Source organism: Methylobacterium brachiatum (assembly GCF_020523825.1).
Lineage (GTDB): Bacteria > Pseudomonadota > Alphaproteobacteria > Rhizobiales > Beijerinckiaceae > Methylobacterium > Methylobacterium brachiatum.
On record NZ_JAJALK010000010.1, the window covers coordinates 84,323 to 104,619 of the forward strand.

The 20,297-nt window shown below is 72.0% G+C and carries 18 protein-coding genes; 11 read left to right on the top strand and 7 right to left on the bottom strand.

The annotated features are described in order from the left end of the window. Positions 1-23: 23 nt before the first annotated feature. Complete coding sequence (locus LGR69_RS20870; protein ID WP_007566973.1) at positions 24-167, top strand: hypothetical protein; 144 nt, start codon at positions 24-26, stop codon at positions 165-167. A 3-nt stretch (positions 168-170) separates the two neighbouring features. Here the strand turns inward: LGR69_RS20870 and LGR69_RS32100 are convergent, their stop codons facing one another. Further along, entirely contained in the window at positions 171-890 is a 720-nt protein-coding gene (locus LGR69_RS32100; protein ID WP_091864548.1) for a CatB-related O-acetyltransferase, read from the bottom strand. After that, complete coding sequence (locus tag LGR69_RS20880) at positions 887-4,819, bottom strand: glycosyltransferase (RefSeq protein ID WP_230367230.1); 3,933 nt, start codon at positions 4,817-4,819, stop codon at positions 887-889. Before LGR69_RS20880 ends, LGR69_RS32100 begins: the two co-directional genes overlap by 4 nt. 545 nt (positions 4,820-5,364) lie before the next feature. Between LGR69_RS20880 and LGR69_RS20885 the strand changes: the two genes are divergently transcribed. Both LGR69_RS20885 and LGR69_RS20890 read left to right on the top strand, forming a co-directional pair. Then, positions 5,365-6,270 (top strand): glycosyltransferase family protein, encoded by a 906-nt coding sequence (locus tag LGR69_RS20885; protein ID WP_230367231.1) that lies wholly within the window; start codon positions 5,365-5,367, stop codon positions 6,268-6,270. Beyond that, on the top strand, positions 6,267-7,205 hold the full coding sequence (locus LGR69_RS20890) for a glycosyltransferase family 2 protein (protein WP_230367232.1): 939 nt from the start codon (positions 6,267-6,269) through the stop codon (positions 7,203-7,205). The genes LGR69_RS20885 and LGR69_RS20890 overlap by 4 nt, the downstream gene beginning before the upstream one ends. Here LGR69_RS20890 and rutC read toward each other — a convergent pair whose 3' ends face one another. Genes rutC through rutA form a run of 3 tightly spaced genes read right to left on the bottom strand, consistent with a single transcriptional unit; the run spans position 7,206 to position 9,486 of the window. After that, positions 7,206-7,592 carry a pyrimidine utilization protein C gene (gene rutC, locus LGR69_RS20895; RefSeq protein ID WP_007560554.1) on the bottom strand — a complete coding sequence of 129 codons (387 nt, stop codon included), beginning with the start codon at positions 7,590-7,592 and terminating at the stop codon, positions 7,206-7,208. A gap of 45 nt (positions 7,593-7,637) precedes the next feature. Next, positions 7,638-8,375, bottom strand: coding sequence for a pyrimidine utilization protein B (gene rutB, locus LGR69_RS20900; RefSeq protein WP_230367233.1), 738 nt, complete (start codon positions 8,373-8,375; stop codon positions 7,638-7,640). A 16-nt stretch (positions 8,376-8,391) separates the two neighbouring features. After that, positions 8,392-9,486: a pyrimidine utilization protein A gene (gene rutA, locus LGR69_RS20905; protein ID WP_039902451.1), complete on the bottom strand. Its 1,095-nt coding sequence runs from the start codon at positions 9,484-9,486 to the stop codon at positions 8,392-8,394. A 317-nt stretch (positions 9,487-9,803) separates the two neighbouring features. Here rutA and LGR69_RS20910 point away from each other — a divergent pair, with 317 nt between their 5' ends. Beyond that, positions 9,804-10,217 (top strand): DUF4864 domain-containing protein, encoded by a 414-nt coding sequence (locus LGR69_RS20910; RefSeq protein ID WP_007560560.1) that lies wholly within the window; start codon positions 9,804-9,806, stop codon positions 10,215-10,217. 24 nt (positions 10,218-10,241) lie between these two features. On the opposite strand, the gene LGR69_RS20915 is transcribed toward LGR69_RS20910, so the two are convergent. Then, positions 10,242-10,685, bottom strand: a complete 444-nt coding sequence (locus LGR69_RS20915) for a hypothetical protein (RefSeq protein ID WP_230367234.1) — start codon at positions 10,683-10,685, stop codon at positions 10,242-10,244. Between the two features lie 69 nt (positions 10,686-10,754). After that, positions 10,755-11,150, bottom strand: coding sequence for a hypothetical protein (locus LGR69_RS20920; RefSeq protein WP_007560564.1), 396 nt, complete (start codon positions 11,148-11,150; stop codon positions 10,755-10,757). 232 nt (positions 11,151-11,382) lie between these two features. On the opposite strand from LGR69_RS20920, the gene thrC reads away from it, so the two are divergent. The 7 genes from thrC (at position 11,383) to LGR69_RS20955 (ending at position 20,258) form a co-directional block, all read left to right on the top strand. Continuing rightward, positions 11,383-12,795, top strand: a complete 1,413-nt coding sequence (thrC, locus tag LGR69_RS20925; RefSeq protein ID WP_007560567.1) for a threonine synthase — start codon at positions 11,383-11,385, stop codon at positions 12,793-12,795. Between the two features lie 7 nt (positions 12,796-12,802). Beyond that, the gene (locus LGR69_RS20930) at positions 12,803-14,098 is read left to right on the top strand and encodes a M16 family metallopeptidase (protein WP_230367235.1); all 1,296 of its coding nucleotides are present in this window, start codon (positions 12,803-12,805) and stop codon (positions 14,096-14,098) included. Positions 14,099-14,353: 255 nt separating this feature from the next. Further along, complete coding sequence (locus LGR69_RS20935; RefSeq protein ID WP_007560570.1) at positions 14,354-17,272, top strand: sensor domain-containing phosphodiesterase; 2,919 nt, start codon at positions 14,354-14,356, stop codon at positions 17,270-17,272. A 69-nt stretch (positions 17,273-17,341) separates the two neighbouring features. Beyond that, entirely contained in the window at positions 17,342-17,755 is a 414-nt protein-coding gene (locus tag LGR69_RS20940; protein WP_007560572.1) for a globin family protein, read from the top strand. 102 nt (positions 17,756-17,857) lie between these two features. Then, positions 17,858-18,223 (top strand): hypothetical protein, encoded by a 366-nt coding sequence (locus tag LGR69_RS20945; RefSeq protein WP_091864422.1) that lies wholly within the window; start codon positions 17,858-17,860, stop codon positions 18,221-18,223. Between the two features lie 29 nt (positions 18,224-18,252). Continuing rightward, the gene (locus LGR69_RS20950; protein WP_230367285.1) at positions 18,253-19,176 is read left to right on the top strand and encodes a ferredoxin reductase domain-containing protein; all 924 of its coding nucleotides are present in this window, start codon (positions 18,253-18,255) and stop codon (positions 19,174-19,176) included. A 38-nt stretch (positions 19,177-19,214) separates the two neighbouring features. After that, on the top strand, positions 19,215-20,258 hold the full coding sequence (locus LGR69_RS20955) for an SGNH/GDSL hydrolase family protein (RefSeq protein WP_230367236.1): 1,044 nt from the start codon (positions 19,215-19,217) through the stop codon (positions 20,256-20,258). Positions 20,259-20,297 lie beyond the last annotated feature (39 nt).

Sequence of the window (20,297 nt, forward strand, 5' to 3'; positions counted from 1 at the left end):
CGCATCAATGCCGGAGGGCGGCCATGCGAATCCGCAAGGAAGCGACGTATGACGGGGTGTGGACCGTGTTCGTCGGCGAGGGCCTCTGCTTCAGCGATCTGAGCGGGCCGGCCGCCGACGCGCTGGTGGCGGCGTTCGCGCGGCGGTTCGCTGAGGCGGGCGAGTGAGCCTCAGGCGCCCGGGATCAGCGACTGGATCGGGATCAGGTCCGGGCGGTATTCCTGCATCCCGCCGGCGATCCGCTCTTCCACCGCGTCGAGGAATTTCTCGGGGTCGGTGATCGAGCACTGGCGCAGGTCCCAGAAGGCGTAGCGCCACCATTGCACCTTCAGGTAACGCTCGATCAGCGCGTCGGGGAAGCGCATCTTCACGACCCGGGCCGGGCTGCCGGCCACGATCGCGTAGGGCGGCACGTCCTTGGTCACCACCGCCATGGCGCCGATGATCGCCCCGTCGCCGATGGTGATGTCGGGCATCAGGAAGGCGCCGTGGCCGATATAGACGTCGTTGCCGATGCGCACCCGCTTGGGCCACAGATAGGGGCCGCAGATCTCGTAATCCTCCGCGCGCGGATCCAGCCGGTCGAACACGGCGGAATGGTGCGTGTAGAACAGCGGCGAGGTCGAGCCGCAATGGACCGGGTGGCTGCCGCGCCCGACCTGGACGCTCTCGCCGATCGAGCAGTAGCGGGCGATGTCGGCGCCGAAATAATAGCCGCTCACCGCGTAGGAGAACGCCCCCATGGTGAGGCAGTAATCGATCCCCATCCACTTGATGCTGCAGGGCGGCTCGAAGGTGCAATCCTCCGGCAGGCCGAACGGGGCCGGGTGCAGCACCGAGATGCCGCGCCGGAGCATCTCCTGCTTCATGTCCTCGTTGACGGAGATCATGCGGCGTCCTCGTCGAATGGGTTCTTCGCCCCGGCCGGATTCAGGTCCAGGACGTAGTAGTCGCGCATCAGGTCGTCGTACTCGGCCGCCTGGATCGGCACCGAGAGCTCCCCGGCGCGTGAGATGTCGAGCGCCAGCAACCGGTCGTTGAAGGCGGCCGGATCATGCGCCAGGGCGTAGGGCAGGACATGGCCGTTCGGATAGGCCCGCAGCCGGTCGCCCTGGGCGCCGAGATCGAAGGCCACCACCGGCAGGCCGGTCCGCAGCCCGAGCGTCAGGGCATACGAATACGTCTCCGGCCAGATCGCCGGCAGCAGGACCAGGTCGGCGGAAGTCCGCCAGACCAGGTCGAGGGCCTCGTCGTCGCCGGCGTAGCGGCCGGTCTGGCTCACCCCGGCCCGCTCCAGGCCGCCCGCCAGCGCGGGATCGGAGAAGCCCACGATCGCGAACCGCAGCGGCAGCTTCCGGTCCTGGGCGTCGGTGGCCAGGGCCTGCAGGAACAGGCCGCCCTTGGTCGCGCTGATCGCGCCGAGCACCGCGACGCGGCGCAGGCGGCCCGGGCGCCTCAGGGCGGTGGAGCGCACGCTTCGGTCGGCCTCGACATGCGGCCGCACCGCGATCGCCAGTTCCGGATACACGCCGCCGATCCGCCCCGCCGTATCGGCGGACGGCGCGAACACCCGCGCCGCGCCGGCCAGGAACCGCCCGAACGTGGCCCGCCGCTCCGCCGGATCCGGCTCCTCGTAGCCGTCCGCGTCCGAGGCCAGGCAGTCCCGGCACAGAGGCACCGGCGCCAGCCCGCAATAGCGCCCGTCCGGCATCACCAGGTGGTTGCGGTGGCACACCGGCGAGAAGTCGTGCAGCGTCCAGGCATAGGGCCGCCCCGACCCGGACACGAGATCCATCAGCGCCTGCGCCGCGTTCCAGCGCAGGCCCGCCAGCGAGTGCACGTGGATCAGGCGCGGCGCCAGCTGCTCGACGAATGCCGCCACCGCCTCGGCATCGCGCGGCAGGTACAGGCTGTCCAGGCTCGGCAGGTACACGAACTCCCGGCTGCGATACGAGACGTTGACCTGGATGTTCCGGGCCCGGTCGACCGAGAGCAGCACCACGGCCGTGCCCTCGCGTTTGAGCCGGGCGATCATGTCGTCGATGTGCCGCTGGATGCCCCCGCCCCAGCTATGGGTCACGAACAGCACCGCCCGGCCGCGGAAGTGCCGGGCGAGCCGGTGCAGGTCGAGCCGCGCCCGCCCCCGCCGGCCGGGATCGGCCTGGACGAACTGGCCGACGAGCGCCGGGTAATCCGGATGCTTGGCGAGCAAGGCCGCCTGGCCCTGGTCGTACTCGCCGCCCGGGTCCAGCCCGAACGAGATCTGCCCGGCATGGTAGACGTACACGTCCTCGGCCAGCAGGTTCGAAAACCCGGCCTTGCGGGCGCGCATGCACCAGTCGTTCTCCTCGCCGTAGCCCTTGCCGAAGGCGACCTCGTCGAGGGGGCCGACCGCGTCGAGCGCGGCGGCGGTCATGTAGAGGCAGAACCCGACCCCGGTGGGCACCTCGATGCTGCGGCCGCGGTTGAGCGTGCGGGCGGCCTGGTCGAGCTCGGGCCGGGGGATCTCCAGCGCCATGGTGTTGTTGGCGTTGAAGCGCGGGTAGCTGCAGATCGTGGCGTTGTTCGACAGCGGCGTGACGCTGCCCACCGGCGGGCGGCCCCCGGCCTCGGCGGCCTCGGCATGGGGTGTTTCTGCATGGGCGACGAGCCGGTCGAGCCAGTCGCCGAACACCTGGGCGTCGGAGTTGAGCAGGACCACGGCCTTGCCCTGGCGCAGACTGAGCCCGCGATTGACCGAGCGGACGAAGCCGAGGTTTTCCCGGTTCTCGACGAGGTGGAACAGGCCGCGCCCGGCGAGGTCCTTGAGGTCGGCGGTGAGGTCCGGGTCGGGGGACCGGTCGTTGACCGCGAGCAGGGTGAACGGGGTCTTCTGCGGGGCGGCGAGGCAGGCGTGGATGGCGCGTAGGGTCTCGCCGCGGCCCTTGTAGACCGGCATGATCACGACGACCCGGGCCTGGGCCAGGGTGAGGGCGCGGGGCAGGCCGTCCCAGTCCTGCGGCTCGGGGGCCTCCATGGCCGGCCAGGCTCCGAGATCCTCCGGGCAGCCCATCAGCCCGGCGGCGCGCCCGGTGCGCACGTAGTGCAGGAACGGCGATTCACCCGGCGCAAGAAGATGCCCGTAGGTCTCCGCGTAGAACGCGATCGAGAAGGTCTTGCTCGGGTCCCGGCCCTCGTGCTGGCCGTAGGCGACGAAATGGGCGAGCGGGCCGCCCGCGGCGCCGGCGACGTCGGGATTGCGCTTGGCGTAGAACGCCGCATCGAAATACGGCTCGAACAGCCGGGCCTGCTCGGCCAGGGCGTCCGCCTCGGAGGGCGGCGGCCCGTAGCGCGGGTCGAACCGCCCGGCCGCGATGTCGACTCCGTGCAGCAGTGCGGTGGCGAGATGGTGGACCAGGGGCGCGATGCCGGTCTCGCGCACCCAGGGATGGGCGTCGAGATAGGCGGTCCCGTTGAAATCGGGGCGCGGGTTGCGGCCCTGTCGCCAGCCGGTGTCGCAATAGTCGCGGACCGCGTCGACATCCTCGGCGAGGCCGTAGCGTTCCCGGTAGAAGGCGTGGTCGAAATGCAGCGCCGCCAGCCCGGCTTGCAGGTCCAGGGATGCCGCCCGGTCCAGGGGCTCCCGGCCGATCGCGCCGAGCCAGAGCGTGTCCTCCACGGGCGGACGCGCCGGGCGCAGGCCGCAGACCCGCAGCAGCGCGTCCAGCGTCGAGCGTCCCGGGCCCGGATCGCGCAGCTCCCGCCAGCCGCTTGTGGCGAAGTGCAGATAGGGTGCGGCCTCCCGCACGTCCGGGTAGGTCGCCCGGTACCAGGCCTCGTCCACGGCCGGGACGTTCAGCCTGTCCGTCCCTGAGAACGGCTGTTTGCCCATCAGCAGCGTCTCGGCGACGGTGCGGAAGAACGGGTCGCCGATCACCGCCCGGCTGTCGGCGCGCGCCTGCACGAAGCCGGCCGGGTCGAAATCCTGGCGCGGGCTGCGCATCGCCCGCCAGCCGCCGCTCACGTAGCTGCGCAGCAGCTCGGCGTCGGACGCGTCGGAAAGCTCCTGGGCCTCCCCCTCGTCCAACCCTTGCCGGTAATAGGCGGCGTCGAAATAGGGACCGATCGTCTCGGCCTGAAGCGCGACGAGATCCGCCGGCTCGGGCCGGGCCGGGCCGCCGTGCAGGACGTAATGCACCAGCGGGTTCTGGGTCGCGTAGGAGATGCCCCGGGTCAGGCAATAGGCCAGGGTGTCGAAGTGCGGCGACGGCTCGCGGCCCTCGCGCCAGCCGGAGGCCATGTAATGGGCCACGGGGTCGACACCGGCCGCCCGCAGGTCGGGGTTGTTGGCGAGATAGAACGCCCCGTCCACGAGGCGGCGGGCCAGGCGCTCGGCCTGTTTCGTGTCGGGCCGGGGCAGGGCACCGCCCTTGGCGCGCTGCGCCGTCACCCAGTGCAGGAACGGGTTGATGCCGGCCCGGGCGAGATACGGCCGTGCGGCGAGGTAGTCGGCGGTGCAAAAGTCCGGTCGCGGGTCCCGGCCCTCGCGCCAGCCGGCCACGAGGTAGTCCCGCACCGGATCGGCCGTGATGCCGTACCAGCTCGCGTAGAAGCCGGCATCGACATACGGCTCCAAAGCCGCGACCATGTGGGTCTCGATGTCGTCCCCGGCCTGTTTGCCGACCCACCGGGCGTGCAGGGCGGCGGGCCTGCCCAGCGGGTCGCTGAGCCGGCGCCAGCCGAGGCGCAGGGCGCGGGCGGAGTCGACGGCGCCGCGCGCGACGGGCCGGCCGATGCGGCGCTTGAACCGCCCGAAGGTCGGGGGCAAACCGAGGCGCATCTCAGGGCTCTGCGGGGAAACGTGCGCCGCGTGCCGTCACGAGACGCGGCATCCGGCAGCCGCCTTCGGGGTCGACGCGGTCGAGGCGCGGGTCTCGGATCGGCTCATGGTCGGCAGCGTCGGGGCGTGCGAGGCGCGGGTGCGGGCCTCGCATTCTTCGCCCGTCGAACTAACGGAACCGGCGGAGTCCGTAAACCATGGGCCGGCCCGTCCTCGGGCCGCGCGGCTGCGCGACCCGGCATGGCCGCTTGTCGGGGACCGGGGCCCGCGATATCGAAACGCCGGCCTCGCGCCCCGTGCCGGGTATCGCAACCGGCACGGGGCGCGAGGTCTATGCTTCACATCGCCTTTTTCCGAAAGCCGGCAGCCACCTTTCGGGACGATGCTGTATCGGGACCGAATCGACGCCATGCCCCGCCGCGCGGGCTTTCCAGTCCGGCCTTCCCTCGCGAGCGATCCCTTCGATGCCGCGCCGCGGACCCCTCGACGTCGAACAGGCCGACGCCGTCGCGGTGGGGCGGGTAAGAGCGGCCGGAGCCCGGCCCGTGCCTGAACCGACGCCGGGCCGCCTCATGATCGGCATCACCCTGTTCCGGCCGAGCCCGGACCAGGTGGATCGGGTGCTGGCGCAGGCCGCCTCCGGATGCGCCGGGGTGATCGCCTTCGACGATGGCGGCCTGACCGAGGCGGATGCGGAGCGCCTCACCCGGGCCGGGGTGACCGTCCTGTCGGCGGGGCGCAATCTCGGCATCGCCGAGGCGCTCAACCGGATCGCCGCGGCGGCCCGGGCGGCCGGCGCCGAGACCCTGCTGCTGCTCGACCAGGATGCCGAGCCAGAGACCGGGCTGGCCGCGGCGCTGCTGGCCGCCCGCGAGCGGCTTCGGGCGGCCGCGATCCCGGTCGCGGTCGTGGGGCCGGCCCCTGCCCCCGCCCCCGGCCACAAGGCGCCCGCCTACCCACCCCGCCCCGGCGCGCAGGCCTGCGGCGCCCTCCCTCCAGCCTGCGCCCCGGTGCAGTTCCTGGCGACCTCGGGCTCGCTCATCGACCTCGATGCCCTCGCCCGGATCGGTCCGTTCCGCGCCGATTTCTTCATCGACGGCGTCGAGCTCGAATGGTGCTTTCGCGCCTGGAGCCTCGGTTACGGCTGCTACCTGGCCCGGGATGTCGCGATCCCGCACCGGGTCGGGGGCGGGGTGATCCGCGGCTTCGGGATCGCGATGCCGCGCCAGCCCCTGTTCCGCATGGCGACCTACCTGCGCAACGCGGTCTATGCCTGGCGCCTGCCGCACGTGCCCCTGCGCTGGAAGCTCGCCCAGGCCGCCTACCTGCCGCTCCAGGCCGGCCTGTACTGGGCGGATTCGGGCTGGCGGCCGGCCGTGCTGCTGCGGCTGCTCGGGGCCGTCCGCGACGGCGCCCTCGGGCGCCTCGGCCCGCCCCGGGATCGCGCATGACCGACCGCGCCGCCCTCGACGTGGTGATCGTCAACTGGAACGGCGGCGCCCTCCTCCGCGCCTGCCTGGCGAGCCTCGCATCCGTCCGGGAGGCCGCATCCGTGCAGGTCATCGTGGTCGACAACGCCTCGCAGGACGGCTCGGCGGACGCCCTGCCCGCCCTGCCCCGCCCGCTCCGGCTGATCCGCAACGCCGAGAATCGCGGCTTCGGCCGGGCCTGCGACCAGGGTGCCGCCGCCGGGGACGCCCCGGCGATCCTGTTCCTCAACCCGGACACGCAGGTCGCCCCCGACGCCCTGCTCGTGGCCCTGGACGCCCTGATGGCCGATCCGCGTACCGGGATCGTCGGCGCCCGGCTGGTCGACCCGGACGGGCGGACCGCGCGCTCCTGTGCCCGGGCGCCCACCGGTCTCGGCCTCCTCGGCCGCGCCCTCGCCCTCGACCGGCTCGGCCTGGTCCGGCCGCATTTTCTGCGCGAATGGGATCACGCCGACGACCGGGCCGTCGGCCAGGTGATGGGCGCGTTCCTGATGATCCGCCGGGACCTGTTCGCGGCGCTCGACGGCTTCGACCCGCGCTTCTTCGTCTATTGGGAGGATGCCGACCTCTGCACCCGCGCCCGCGCCGCCGGCTTCTCAGTGCGGCACGTGGCCGGGGCGGTCGCCCACCATGTCGGCCAGGGCACGACCCGGCAGGCCCGGGCGCGGCGCCTGTTCTACTTCCTACGCAGCCAGATCCTCTATGCCGGCAAGCATCACGGCCCGGCCGCCGCCCTCGCCCTCACCATGGCGAGTTTTTGCGCGCAGGTGCCGCTGCGGCTCGCCCTGGCGCTCGCCCGCCGCTCGCCGCAGGAGGCCGTCGAGGTGCTGCGCGCGGCCGGGCTCCTGGCGGCAGCGCTACCCGGCCTTGCGCCAAAACTTCTGCGGGGCCGGTGATCAGCGGCCGATATGGGCCACGGAGGCGATCTCCACGAGGGCGTCGGGCTTCACCAAGCCGCACTGGATGCAGTAGCGCGCCGGCTTCTCGCCGGGGAAGTAGTCCGCGTAGACCGCGTTGATCGCCGCGTAATCGGCCCAGTCCTTCAGGAAGACGTGGTTGAAGGTCACGTCGTCCATCGTGCCGCCCGCGGCCTCGACCACGCCCTTGATCGTCTCCAGCACGTGCCGGGTCTGGGCACCGGCATCGCCGACATGGACGACGTTGGCATCCGCATCGAGCGGCAGCGTGCCCGAGACGTACAGCACCCCGTCGGCCAGGGTGCCGGGCACGTAGGGGGCGAGCGGCTTGCCGGTCCCCGGCGGTATGACAACCTGCTTCGGCATTTCTTTTCCGGACTTGGCGTTGCGGGTGCGGGGACGGCGGGCGGTCTATTCGGCGGCGGCGCGGGTCTGCGCGCCGAGCGCCGCCGCGAACGACGCCACGTCCGAGACCCAGCCGAAGAAGGTCTCAATATTGGCGAGCGCCCCCTCGTGCAGGCTCCGCGGCCCGGCCTGGTGGGTGGCGTCCGCCAGGACGATCCCAAAATACTCCCGGTGGTAGCCGTCCCGCAGGGTCGACTCGACGCAGACATTGGTGGCGATGCCGGTGAAGACCAGCGTGTTCACACCCCGGGCCCGCAGCATGCTGTCGAGCGGCGTGTTGTAGAAGCCGCTGTAGCGCGGCTTGCCCAGCACGATGTCGCCGGGCTCCGGCTTCAGGGCGTCCACCAGGGCATAGTCCCAGGAGCCCTTGGCGAGGAGCTGCGCGTTCATCTCCGGCCGCCGCCGCATGGTCTTGAGGGCGTTGGACTTGTGCCAGTTCGGTGAGCCCGGGCCGCCAGCCTCGACGTAATCCGGATCCCAGCCGTTCTGGAACCACAGGATCCGGATGCCCGCGGCCCGGGCCGCCGCCACCGCCTTGATAATCTGGGCGATGACCGGGCCGGTCTCCGACACGTCGAAGCCCGCGAGGTCGAGATAGCCGCCCGGGCTGGCATAGGCGTTCTGCATGTCGACGACGATCAGCACCGTCGCGGCCGGATCGAAGGCGATCGGCTCGGGCCGGGCCGGCAGGATGACGCCGCCGTGGCGGCCATGGGCGTCGTGGAATCCGGCTTGCGTGTCCATCAGGCGACTTCTCTCATCACGCGACCTCGGCGAGCGGTGTCGGCACGACGTGCCGGCGGGATTGCATCAGCGGCTGGATCCGGGTCCCGAAGGCGTCGAGCCCTTTGAGGAAGTCGTCGAACACCAGCAGCACGCCCTCCACCCCGTCGATCGTCATGATCGCGTCGAGCATCTCGGCCACGTGGGCGTAGCTGCCCACCAGGGTGCCCATGTTGAGGTTCACCGCCGAGGTCGGGTCGGCGAGCTGGCGGACGTTCGTGTCGCTGCCGGACTTGGTGTCGGCCGCGCCCTGGATCCCGAGCCAGGCGATCGCCTCGGCATCGGCCCCCGCCTTGTAATGCTCCCAGGTCGCCATCGCGGCGGCGTCGGTCTCGTCGGCGATGATCATGAACAGCGCGAAGGCGGTCACGTGCCGACCGGTCTTGGCCCTGGCCTCCGCCAGCCGCTCCACCACGGGCGCGAAGGCGGTGGGGGTGTTGACCCCCTTGCCCAGGCAGAAATTGTAGTCGGCATATTGCGCCGTGAAGGCCATGCCGGCGCCGCTCTGGCCGGCGCAGATGATCTTCATCGGCGCCTGCGGCCGGGGGCTCAGGCGGCAATCGTTCATCTGGAAGAACGTGCCCTTGAGGTCGCTGGCCCCCGTCTCCCACAGCTCGCGTAGAATCTGAGCATATTCCGACAAGTAGTCGTACCGCTTCAAGAAATACTCCTCGCCGGGCCACAGGCCCATCTGGTCGTATTCCGGCTTCTGCCAGCCGGTAACGAGGTTCAGGCCGAAGCGCCCGTCCGAGATCGAATCGATGGTCGCGGCCATGCGGGCGACGATCGCGGGCGGCATGCACAGGGTCGCCGCGGTGGCGAACAGCTTGATCCGGGTGGTCACCGCGGCGAGCCCCGCCATCAGGGTGAACGATTCGAGGTTGTGGTCCCAGAACTCGGTCTTGCCGCCGAAGCCGCGCAGCTTGATCATCGACAGGGCGAAATCGAGCCCGTGCGCTTCCGCCTTCAGGGTGATCTGCTTGTTGAGCGCGAAGCTCGGCCGGTATTGCGGGGCGTTCTCCGACAGCAGCCAGCCGTTGTTGCCGATCGGGATGAACACCCCGACGCTCATGGGAGCAACGTCCTTGGCCGGGACCGCCCCGGGGCGGCCCTCCGCGTCTGCCTGGCTCTGCGTCATCGCCCTCTGCCCCCTGCGACCGAGTCCCGCAGGACTGAGTCGGTCGCCGGGACGCTCGCAAAACCCGGGCGGAGAATCAAACCCGCGCGCGGGTTCGGGGCGGAAAATGCCACTCTTTCCAGCGACTTGCACAACCGAAGCGCGACGCCTGCACATCTCGCACGCGCAGTGCTTGCCGACCGGCCGCATCCATCTAGATGATCCGTCGGCTCAGGTGTCTCGTGGGAGGCGCTTGATCGGAGTGACCGTCGATGCGCGCGTGGCTCGCCCTCCTGCTGATCCTCGGCCTCGCGGGGCCGGCCCTGGCCGATGACGGCGCCCGGGCGGCGGCCCGGGCGGTGATCGCCAAGCAGGTCGAGGCGCTCGGGCGCGACGACGCGCCGACCGCCTATGCCCAGGCGGCCCCGGCGATCCAGGAGCTGTTTCCGAACGCCGACTTGTTCATCGGCATGGTCCGCAACCAGTACCGTCCGGTCTACCGCCACCGCAGCTTCGTGTTCGGCGAGGGCCGGGATACCGGGGCGGCGGGAATGGTGCAGTCGGTGGCGATCCAGGACGAGTACGGCGTCGACTGGACCGCCGAGTACAGCCTCGCCCGGGACGCGGACGGGGCCTGGCGCATCACCGGCTGCCGCCTGATCAAGGCGCCGGGCACGAGCGCCTGACCGGCGCTCGCGGCTTCCACCGGCTTACGCGGCGAGGGCCACGGCCTTCCGGATCGTCCCGTCGAGCGCGACGTGGACCGTGTGGCGCACGCCGTCCTTCGCGGCCGGAAGCTCGAAATGCTTGGGCTTCCGCTCCGGCACGCCGGCGACCGTGTAGCCCGCCGCCTCCGCGGCCCGGATCGCCCGGGCGGGATCGGCCGGCGGATGGGCGTGCTTCTCCTTCTCGGGCCAGTCGATCGTGCGGGTCGAGCCGTCCGCCAGGGTGAGGCGGGTGACCTTGATTGCGCAGGGCTTTTTCGCGCCCCGCAGCGCGACCCGGTCGCCGACCGCCAGGGTTATGCCCGCGGCGCCCTTCGGGCCGAGATCCGCCAGGATCCGCCCCCCTGCCCCGTCGAGGGCGAACCGGTGCCCGAACACGGCCCAGACGGTGCCGGCGGCTTCATGCGAATCGGTTCTCGTATCGGTCATGGTGGTGATCCTGTGGTGGGTGCCGGCATTGGCGGGGTCGTTTCCGAGCCCCGCCGGCGTGGCGAGGCGCTATCGGGCGTCGGCGGGCCGCAGCGTCCCGAGCTTGTCGACGAGCTGCAGGGTGATGTCGGCACAGGCCTTCATCGAGTCCTCGTCGGCGCATTTCACGTCGATCCGGGTGTCGCCCCGCTCGAGGCGGAAATGCGCGCCCTTCGGCGGCGGAGGCGGCGGCGGCGGACCGTCGGGGCCCGGGCCGCGCTGGGGACCGCCGGGGGGCGGCGGGGGCGGCCCGTCCGGACCGGGACCGCGCCGGGGACCGCCCGGGGGCGGAGGCGGCGGGGCGCCGGCCTCGGGACCCGGCCGCGGGCCGCCGGGCGGCGGGGTCTGGGCGATCGCCGCGGTGCCGAGCAGCAGCGCTGCGGCGCCGGCCAGGGCGAGGGGTCGAACGGCACGGGTTCGAATCATGTCGGCTCTCTTTCCGAAGGCACCCCGCAGGCGGGGTCGGGCCGCCCCCGCGGCACCGGCCGGTCGGGCCGGGGTTCCTCGGGGGTGATCCGGTTCTAGGCGTGGCGGCGCAACCGGTCCTGAACCGGCCCGTTCAGGCCCGGTTAAACCGCGGACCCCCCTCGGCCGCGCCGGGCTTTCGACAGGTCCGCCCGCATCGTGTAGAGGGGGCGCCTTCCTCCCGGAGGCCCCTGTGCTCCACGTCTCGACCCGCGGCGAGGCCGCGCCGCTCTCGTTCTCGGATGCGCTCCTCGCAGGCCTCGCCCGCGACGGCGGACTCTACGTGCCGCAGACCTGGCCGCAGATCGGCCCGGCGGAGATCGCCGCGCTGGCCGGCAAGCCCTACGCGGAGGCCGCCAAGCGCGTGCTGCGGCCGCTGATGGATGGCGAGATCGCCGGTCCGGACCTCGACCGGATGATCGACGAATCCTACGCCACCTTCCGGCACCCGGCGGTCTGCCCGCTCACCCAGCTCGACGACAACCTGTTCCTGCTGGAGCTCTTCCACGGGCCGACGCTCGCCTTCAAGGACGTGGCGATGCAGCTGCTCGGGCGGCTGATGGACCATGTCCTCGCCAAGCGCGACACCCGCGCCACCATCGTGGGCGCGACCTCGGGCGATACCGGCTCGGCCGCCGTCGAGGCCTTCGGCGGCCTCGACCGGGTCGACATCTTCATCCTCTACCCGCACGGGCGGGTCTCCGAGGTCCAGCGGCGGCAGATGACCTCGGTGCCGGCCCAGAACGTCCACGCGCTGGCGGTGGACGGCACCTTCGACGATTGCCAGAACCTCGTCAAAGCCCTGTTCCAGCACGCCGAATTCGCCGATGCGGTGCGCCTGTCCGGGGTCAACTCGATCAACTGGGCCCGGGTCGCGGCGCAGGCGGTCTACTATTTCACCAGCGCGGTGGCGCTCGGCGCGCCCCACCGGCCGGTCTCCTTCGCGGTGCCGACCGGCAATTTCGGCGACGTGCTCGCCGGCTGGGTCGCCAAGCGGATGGGCCTGCCGATCGAGCGGCTGATGATCGGCACCAACGCCAACGACATCCTGGTGCGCACCCTGGAGCACGGCGCCTACGAGCTGCGCGGCGTCGTGCCCACGACCTCGCCCTCCATGGACATCCAGATTTCTTCGAATTTTGAGCGGCTTCTGTTCGAGGCGCTCGGCCGCGACGCCTCGGCCCTGTCGCGGCTGATGGCCGGGCTGAAGCAATCCGGCGGCTTCTCCCTGAGCCCGGACGTCCTGGCCACGGTCCGCTCCGAGTTCGATGCCGTCGCCGTGCCCGAGAGCGACGTGATGGAGGAGATCGCCCTGACCCAGGCCGCCACCGGGATCGTGCTTGATCCCCACAGCGCCATCGGGGTGCGAGCCGGCCGCCGGCTGCTGGAGAAGGATCCGGCCACCCCTGTCGTCGCCCTCGCCACCGCGCACCCCGCGAAATTCCCGGACGCGGTCGCCAAGGCCACGGGTGGCCTGCGCCCGGCCCTGCCGCCGCACCTTGCCGACCTCATGGACCGGCCCGAGCGCATGACCCCGGTGGCCAACGACCAAGCCGCGGTGGAGCGGCTGATCCGCGAGCGCGCCCGCATCACGAAGGGTGCCTGAGCCCGCGATGAACCAGCATTTCTCCACGCACGCCGCTTCCCCGGACCTGCGCACCACGCGGCTCGCGAACGGTGTCACGGTGGTCACCGAGCCGATGCCCGGGGTGGCGACCGCCAGCCTCGGCGTCTGGGTCGGCGCCGGCTCGCGCAACGAGCGGGCGGACGAGGCCGGCCTGTCCCACCTCATCGAGCACATGGCGTTCAAGGGCACCCGCACGCGCACGGCCCAGAAGATCGCCGAGGAGATCGAGAATGTTGGCGGCGAGATCAACGCCGCCACCTCCACGGAGGGGACGAGCTACACCGCCCGGGTGCTCGGCGAGGATGCCGGCCTCGCCCTCGACGTGATCGGCGACATCCTCACCGATTCGGTGTTCGATGCCGGCGAGCTCGCCCGCGAGAAGGGCGTGATCCTGCAGGAATACGCCGCCGTCGAGGACACCCCCGACGACGTGGTCTACGACGCCTTCACGGAAGCCGCCTTCCCGGACCAGCCGGTCGGCCGGCCGATCCTCGGGCGGCCCGAGACGATCCGGAGCTTCGACGAGGCCGGCATCCGCGCCTATCTCGCCCGGGAATACACGCCGGACCGCATCGTCGTCGCCGGGGCCGGCGCGGTCGCCCACGAGGCGATCGTCGCGGCCGCCGAACGCCATTTCGGCGCCCTGCCCGCGACAGTAGCGCCCGCGGCGGTAGCGGGGCTCTACGGCGGCGGCGAGCGGCGGATGCCGCGCAAGCTCGAACAGGCCAACGTCGTGATCGGCCTGCCCGGCCTGTCGTTCCGGGACGAGCGCTACTACGCGCTGCACATGTTCGCCCAGGTGCTCGGCGGCGGCCTGACCTCGCGGCTGTGGCAGGAGGTGCGCGAGACCCGCGGCCTCGCCTACGAGATCCAGGCCTTCCACTGGCCGTTCTCCGATTGCGGCCTGTTCGGCATCGGCGCCGGGACCGCCGGGGCGGACCTGCCCGAGCTGGTCGACGTGACGCTGGGGGCCACGGCCCGGGCCGCCCGCGACCTCGCCGAGCCCGAGATCGCCCGGGCCAAGGCGCAGCTGAAGGTGTCCCTGCTCTCGGCGCTGGAGACGCCCGGTGGGCGCATCGAGCGCAACGCCCGCCAGATCCTGGCCTGGGGCCGGGTCATTCCCGCCGGGGAGGTGATCGACAAGGTCGACGCCGTCACGGTGGCGGATGTGCGGGCCGTCGCGGCCGACATGCTGAAGGGCGCGCCGACGCTGGCGGCGATCGGCCCGATCCGCAAGCTGCCCACCCTCGACCGGATCGCCGCCGCCCTCGGCGCAGCCTAGGGCCGCGTTCCGGGTGCCGAAGCCGGGGCGACGCGCCAGGCCTTTGATGGGGCAGCCTCTTTTCCGAAAGCCGGACGCCGCCTTCCGGGACGAGGCTGTGAAATCCACCGCAAACCCGCCCCGGCCGGGCGCCGCCCCCGCGCACCCAACTTGATTTGGCCGCAAAGGGGCGCGATCCGCGGGGTCCGGATCCGGACCGGGGCGGCTGCCCCGGGATCGGGGCCGTCCTATCGATCGCGGCCGCCCGGGTGGCCGATGCCGAAGCTCGCACGGCCGGAACTCAAGACACCCTTGCGCATCCTCGCCCTCCTCCTGACCCTGGTCGGTGCCCTGTCGCTGGCCGTCTCGGCGAGCGCTCCGGCCCTGGCCGTCGAGGCGGTGCGCGTCACCCTCGACGCGCCGGTGATCGACCTGACCACCGCGATCGAGCGCTACCGCTCGGACGGGGACCTGATCCAGATCTCGACGGCGCCGGGCAAGGACGGCATCGTCCGCCGCATCGTCGTGAAGGCGCGCGATGCCGGCGCCCGGCCCGACTGGATCGTGTTCGCGCTCACCAACGACACCGACGAGCAGATCGACCGCATCCTGGTGGCGCCGCATTTCCGGCTGGTGGATTCCGGGGTGATCTGGCCCGATCTCGGCGGCTCGCGGATCGCCGCCATCACGGCGAGCCAGGGCATCCGCCCGGAGCGCGACGAGAACCCGGAAGCCGACCAGTTCACCATCACGCTGGATCCCGGCACGACCGTCACCTACGTCGCCGAGCTGCGCGGCCCCAACGTGCCGCAGCTGCACCTGTGGGATCAGGACGCCTATCGCCGCAAGACCGCCGGCCTGACCCTGTACAAGGGCATCATCATCGGCATCAGCGGGCTGCTGGCCCTGTTCCTGACCATCGTGTTCGTGGTCAAGGGGGCGATCATCTTCCCGGCCGCCGCGGCTCTGGCCTGGTCGGTGCTGGCCTATGCCTGCATCGATTTCGGCTTCCTGCAGCGGGTCTTTCCCGTCACCGAGCTCGCCGAGCGGGTCTACCGGGCCTCCGCCGAGGCGGTGCTCGGGGCGACGCTGCTGGTGTTCCTGTTCGCCTACCTGAACCTCGCCCGCTGGCACGTGCGCTACAGCCACGTGGCGTTCTTCTGGCTCGCCTTCCTGGCGGGCCTCGTCGGCCTGGCGGTGTTCGACCCGCCCGTGGCGGCCGGGGTGGCGCGCATCTCCATCGCGGCCGTGGCCGGGATCGGCCTTCTGCTGATCGTCTACCTCGCCGCCCATAACGGCTACGACCGCGCCATCCTGCTGGTGCCGACCTGGCTGCTGCTGGTGGTCTGGGTCACGGCCGCCGGCTTCGCGGTGACCGGCCAGATCGGCAGCGACCTTGTGCAGCCGGCCCTGATCGGCGGCCTCGTGCTGATCGTGATGCTGATCGGCTTCACGGTTCTCCAGCACGCCTTCGCGGGCGGCGGTCTCAGCCACGCCCTGGTCTCGGACACCGAGCGGCGGGCCCTGGCGCTCACCGGCGCGGGCGACGTGGTGTTCGACTGGGACGTGCCCGCCGACCGGGTCTTCGCCGGCCCCGAGATCGAGGCCCAGCTCGGCCTGCCCCGGGGCACCCTGGAGGGCCCGGCGACGAACTGGCTCGGCACGCTCCACCCGTTCGACGTGGAGCGCTACTCGGCGGCCCTCGACACGGTGATCGAGGAGCGGCGCGGGCGCATCGTCCACGATTTCCGCCTGCGCTCGGCCGCCGGCACCTATTTCTGGTACCGGCTGAAGGCGCGGCCGGTCATCGGCGCCGACGGCGAGGTGATCCGCGTGGTCGGCACCATCGCGGACGTCACCGAGATCAAGACCGCCGAGGAGCGCCTGCTCCACGACGCCGTGCATGACAGCCTGACCGGCCTGCCCAACCGCGAGCTGTTCGGCGACCGCCTCGACGCGGCTCTGGCCTTCGCGGGCCAGGACCAGCGCCTCCGGCCCACCGTGATCGTGCTCGATGTCGACCGGTTCAAAGGCATCAACGACGCCATCGGCCTCTCGGCGGGCGATTCGATCCTGCTGACCCTGTCCCGCCGGCTCGGCCGCCTGCTGCGGCCGCAGGACAGCCTGGCCCGGATCTCCAGCGACGAATTCGCCGTGATCCTGCTGTCCGAGCGCGACCCCGACCGGATCCTGGCCTTTGCCGAGATGATCCGGCGCGCCATCGCCACGCCGATCACCTATGCCGACCGGGAGATCTTCCTCACGGTCTCGATCGGGCTCGCCCTCTACGAGGCCGGCGCCAACCTGAAGCGCGACGAGGTGTTCAAGAGCGCCGAGATCGCCATGATCCAGGCCAAGCGCAACGGCGGCGACCGCATCGAGGTGTTCCGCGCCCATATGCGCACCGACCGCTCCGACCGGCTGATGCTGGAGAGCGACCTGCGCAAGGCGATCGAGCGCAACGAACTCCGGGTGCTGTTCCTGCCGGTGGTCCGCCTTGAGGACCGCACTGTGGCGGGGTTCGAGACCGTCTTGCGCTGGGACCATCCGAAGCTCGGTCGGATCCCGGCCTCGACCTTCATGCCGCTCGCCGAGGAGAGCGGCTTCGTGGTCAATCTCGGCATCTTCGCCCTCGAGCGCACCGCCCTGGAACTCGCCGCCTGGCAGCGCTCCCTCGAGGTCGAGCCGCCGATCTTCGCGGCCTGCAACCTGTCCTCGCGCCAGCTCCTGCGCCACGACCTGCTGCACGACGTGAAGACCGTGCTGGCCCGCTCCGGGGCCCTGCCCGGCTCGCTCAAGCTGGAATTCAGCGAGAGCCTGGTGATGGAGAACCCGGAATACGCCGCCCAGATGCTGGCCCGGATCCACGACCTCGGGGCCGGCCTGTGCCTGTCGGATTTCGGCACCGGCTACTCGGCCCTGTCCTACCTCCAGCGCTTCCCGTTCGACACGATCAAGGTCGACGCCACCTTCGTGCGCCAGATCGGCACCGGCCAGACCGCCATCCTGCGCTCGATCGTCCGGATGGCGAGCGAGTTGAACCTTGCCATCGTGGCGGAGGGCTGCGAATCCGAGAGCGACGCCCAGGCGCTGGCCGGCCTCGGCTGCGAATACGCCCTTGGCCCCGCCTTCGGCGAGCCGATGACCATGCTCCAGGCCCGCCAGATCGTCGGCGCCGCGCCCGAAGCCGCCTGATACAGGTTTCACCCGGTCCGAGCCGGGCTATAACCCCGCCGGGGGACAGGTCTTTCGGCAGGGGATGCGATGACGCCCGATCAGGTCCGGCTCGTCCAGGACAGTTTCGCGAAGGTGCGGCCGATCGCCGGGACGGCGGCCGACCTGTTCTACGGGCGCCTGTTCGAGATCGCCCCGGAGGTCCGCCCGCTCTTCCCCGACGACATGGCCGAGCAGAAGAAGAAACTGATGGCCATGCTGGGCCTGGCCGTGGCCAATCTCGGCCACCCGGAGACCGTGGCCCCGGCGATCCAGGAACTCGGGCGCAAGCACGTGGCCTACGGCACGCAGGCCGCCCATTACGCCCCGGTCGGCGCCGCGCTGCTCTGGACCCTGGAACAGGGCCTCGGCCCCGACTTCACCCCCGAGGTCCGCGAGGCCTGGACCGAGACCTACACGCTGGTGGCCGGGTTGATGAAGGGCGCGGCGGCGGAGGCCGCCTGAATACCCTCGAATGCCGCCGATCGGTTTAAGCCCCCCTTAACCATGTCCGCGCAAGCTCCTGTTGACAGGCGGGCCCTCCGGCGCCCGTGAAGGGGATGGCGGATGGCCGAGGCGGCGAGGCGTTACCAGCAGGCGGGCAGCTCGGATCTCGTGCGTCGTCTGATCGCCCGGCCGGTCCGGCTGGAGCAGCAGGCCCGGACGCGGCTGCCCCTGCCCGGCCAGGAGGCCCGCGGTCCCAGCGTCCCCCAGGACGACCTGCTCGCGGAATCGGACGAGGCCGACGAGATCGCCCGGCTCGAGACCGAGCTGCAGGTGATGAAGGCGGTGCTCCGGGCCCAGCGGCAGGAGGTCGAGGCCCTGCGGGCACAGCGCCAGCTCCTGACCGAATCCGCGGCGAGCGACGACGTCCGGGCGACCCGCGAGCGCTGGGCGTCCCTGGTCGACACGCTGCTGATCCGCGCCCGGTGATCCCTCTCCAGACCAAGCGGGGTACGGCCATGGGCGCGCGCTGCTCGCTCGTCGTCAACGGCCGGTCGGTGCGCGTCTCGACCGGCGACACGCCACTCGAGGCGGCGCTCGCCGAAGGCATGATCGCGCCCGTCCAGGCGCAGCTCGCCAACCAGCTCGCCGGCCAGGGCAGCGCCGCGCCGTCGAGCCGCCGCCCGCCGGCCCGTCGCGCCCGGGCCGAGGCCCTGCGGCCGAGCCTGCCCGGCGCCCCGATCCAGGGCCAGGAGGAGGCCCCGCCCCCGCCGGTGGCGATCCGCAAGGGCACCGTCTCGGAGATCCGCCGGCTCTGCCCCGGCATCGTCGAGGTGGTGGCCACCCTGACCCGGCGCCCGAACCTCGAACCGGGCCACCAGGCCCTCGTCACCTTCGCGGGCCTGCCCGCGATGACCCTGTCCCCGACCCTGCGGATCGACGGCTCGGCCGAGATCAACGAGGCGGTGTTCCACATCCCCCGCGATCCCGAGGGCGGCCCGGTCGACGCGATCCGCCTCGACCAGCCGGTGCGCCTGAAGGGCCCCGTCGGCCGCGGCCAGTACCGGCCCGGCGGCGGGCGCCTCGTGCTGGTGGCGGCCGGGGCCGGCTTCGGCCCGATCTGGGCGATCGCCCGGGCGGCCCGCTATATCGAGCCCGCCCGCGAGATGGCCCTGGCGGTGGGCGCCCGCGACGCCCTCGACCTCTACATGCGCGAGAGCCTGGACTGGCTGCGCTGCACCGGCGTCGGCCGGATCGTGCTCTGCGCCGATCGCGGCCGCCAGCGTCCGCCGGACGTGCGGTCCGGGCCGCTCACCGCCCACCTGCCGAGCCTGCGCGCCACCGACGTCGTCCACGTGGCCGGCGACATCGCCACGGTCGGCGCCGTGCAGGTGCTCGCCGCCTCCGTGGGCGCGCGCTGCTACCCGATCGTGCTCGACTGAACCCCGCAGTCCCGGCGCCCGGCCGAGCGGATTCCCCGATGCTCCGCGTGCTCTGCCTCGGCTACAGCGTCACGGAGCTGCCGGGCTATGTCGAGCGGGCCAACGCCCTCGCCGCGGCCGAGGGGCGGCCGGTCACCTTCCTGCGCAGCGGCTGGGGCGGGCATTCCCTGCCCGCGATCGCCTGCCTGATCGACGAGATCCTCGACGCGATCCCCTGCGACCACGTCCTGCTGGAGCTGTTCACCGGCAACGTCCGCTACTTCGACGGCGCGACGATGCGGGCCTATCTGGACGACATCCTGGCGGCGACGGCGCGCCGGAACCTGCCGGTGGCCTTCCTCAACCTCCACCAGGGCGGGGTCGATTACGCGGCCGAGCCCGTCGCCGGCCTGCTCGGCGCGTACCGCGCCCTCTACGGCATCCCGTATCTCGATATCGCCGCCCCGGTGTCCGAAGCGGGGGCGGGCGACATCACCTACCTGCTGAAGGACGGGACCCATGTCGCCCCGGCCGGGGCCGAGCTCTACGGCACGCTGGTCTACGCCCTGATGCGGGCGCCGCCCCCGGGCCGCGCCTATCTCGACCGGTTCCGGGGCTTGCCGGTCCGGTTCGACTCGCTGCCCCTGCGCACCCTCCCCGGCCTGGAATGCGGGTTCGACCTGCGCCGCAACGGCATCCCGCTGCACTTCCTGGAGATTCCCGAGGGCGCGAGCGTCGAGATCCCGCTCGGGCGCCCGCGCCACGTGATCGGCCTGCTCGTGACCTACGGGCCGCGGGCGGGCACGCTGACGATCCGGGATCCGGCGCGCGGGCGGACCCGCGCGATCACCGCCTACGACGAAGTCTCGTATTACACGCGCTCGGTCTACCGCAGCGCCGTGTTCCCGGCCGCGCGGTCCCTGACGATCACGCAGGAGGCCGCGCTGCCGGACATCGCCCTGCGCAAGGGCGAGCCGGACCGGGGCGCGCGGCTCGGGCGGGTGTCGCACATCTTCGTCCGGCGCCGGCTCGGGCTCGCCGAGCGCGTCGCGCTGCTCCGCCACCGGCTCTGGCGCCGGCTGAAGGGTTTCCGAAGGGCCTGAGGCCCTTCGGCGGGGTGTCGGGGCAGGCCCCCGACTGCG

Excerpts from the sequence above, each read along its gene's own strand:
- LGR69_RS20935 (WP_007560570.1), top strand. The coding sequence starts at position 14,354 with ATGCCGAAGCTCGCACGGCCGGAACTCAAGACACCCTTGCGCATCCTC.
- LGR69_RS20940 (WP_007560572.1), top strand. The coding sequence starts at position 17,342 with ATGACGCCCGATCAGGTCCGGCTCGTCCAGGACAGTTTCGCGAAGGTG.
- LGR69_RS20930 (WP_230367235.1), top strand. The coding sequence starts at position 12,803 with ATGAACCAGCATTTCTCCACGCACGCCGCTTCCCCGGACCTGCGCACC.
- LGR69_RS20920 (WP_007560564.1), bottom strand. The coding sequence starts at position 11,150 with ATGATTCGAACCCGTGCCGTTCGACCCCTCGCCCTGGCCGGCGCCGCA.
- LGR69_RS20870 (WP_007566973.1), top strand. The coding sequence starts at position 24 with ATGCGAATCCGCAAGGAAGCGACGTATGACGGGGTGTGGACCGTGTTC.
- LGR69_RS20945 (WP_091864422.1), top strand. The coding sequence starts at position 17,858 with ATGGCCGAGGCGGCGAGGCGTTACCAGCAGGCGGGCAGCTCGGATCTC.
- LGR69_RS20915 (WP_230367234.1), bottom strand. The coding sequence starts at position 10,685 with ATGACCGATACGAGAACCGATTCGCATGAAGCCGCCGGCACCGTCTGG.
- LGR69_RS20880 (WP_230367230.1), bottom strand. The coding sequence starts at position 4,819 with ATGCGCCTCGGTTTGCCCCCGACCTTCGGGCGGTTCAAGCGCCGCATC.
- rutA (WP_039902451.1), bottom strand. The coding sequence starts at position 9,486 with ATGAGCGTCGGGGTGTTCATCCCGATCGGCAACAACGGCTGGCTGCTG.
- LGR69_RS32100 (WP_091864548.1), bottom strand. The coding sequence starts at position 890 with ATGATCTCCGTCAACGAGGACATGAAGCAGGAGATGCTCCGGCGCGGC.
- LGR69_RS20910 (WP_007560560.1), top strand. The coding sequence starts at position 9,804 with ATGCGCGCGTGGCTCGCCCTCCTGCTGATCCTCGGCCTCGCGGGGCCG.
- LGR69_RS20950 (WP_230367285.1), top strand. The coding sequence starts at position 18,253 with ATGGGCGCGCGCTGCTCGCTCGTCGTCAACGGCCGGTCGGTGCGCGTC.
- rutC (WP_007560554.1), bottom strand. The coding sequence starts at position 7,592 with ATGCCGAAGCAGGTTGTCATACCGCCGGGGACCGGCAAGCCGCTCGCC.
- LGR69_RS20890 (WP_230367232.1), top strand. The coding sequence starts at position 6,267 with ATGACCGACCGCGCCGCCCTCGACGTGGTGATCGTCAACTGGAACGGC.
- rutB (WP_230367233.1), bottom strand. The coding sequence starts at position 8,375 with ATGGACACGCAAGCCGGATTCCACGACGCCCATGGCCGCCACGGCGGC.
- LGR69_RS20955 (WP_230367236.1), top strand. The coding sequence starts at position 19,215 with ATGCTCCGCGTGCTCTGCCTCGGCTACAGCGTCACGGAGCTGCCGGGC.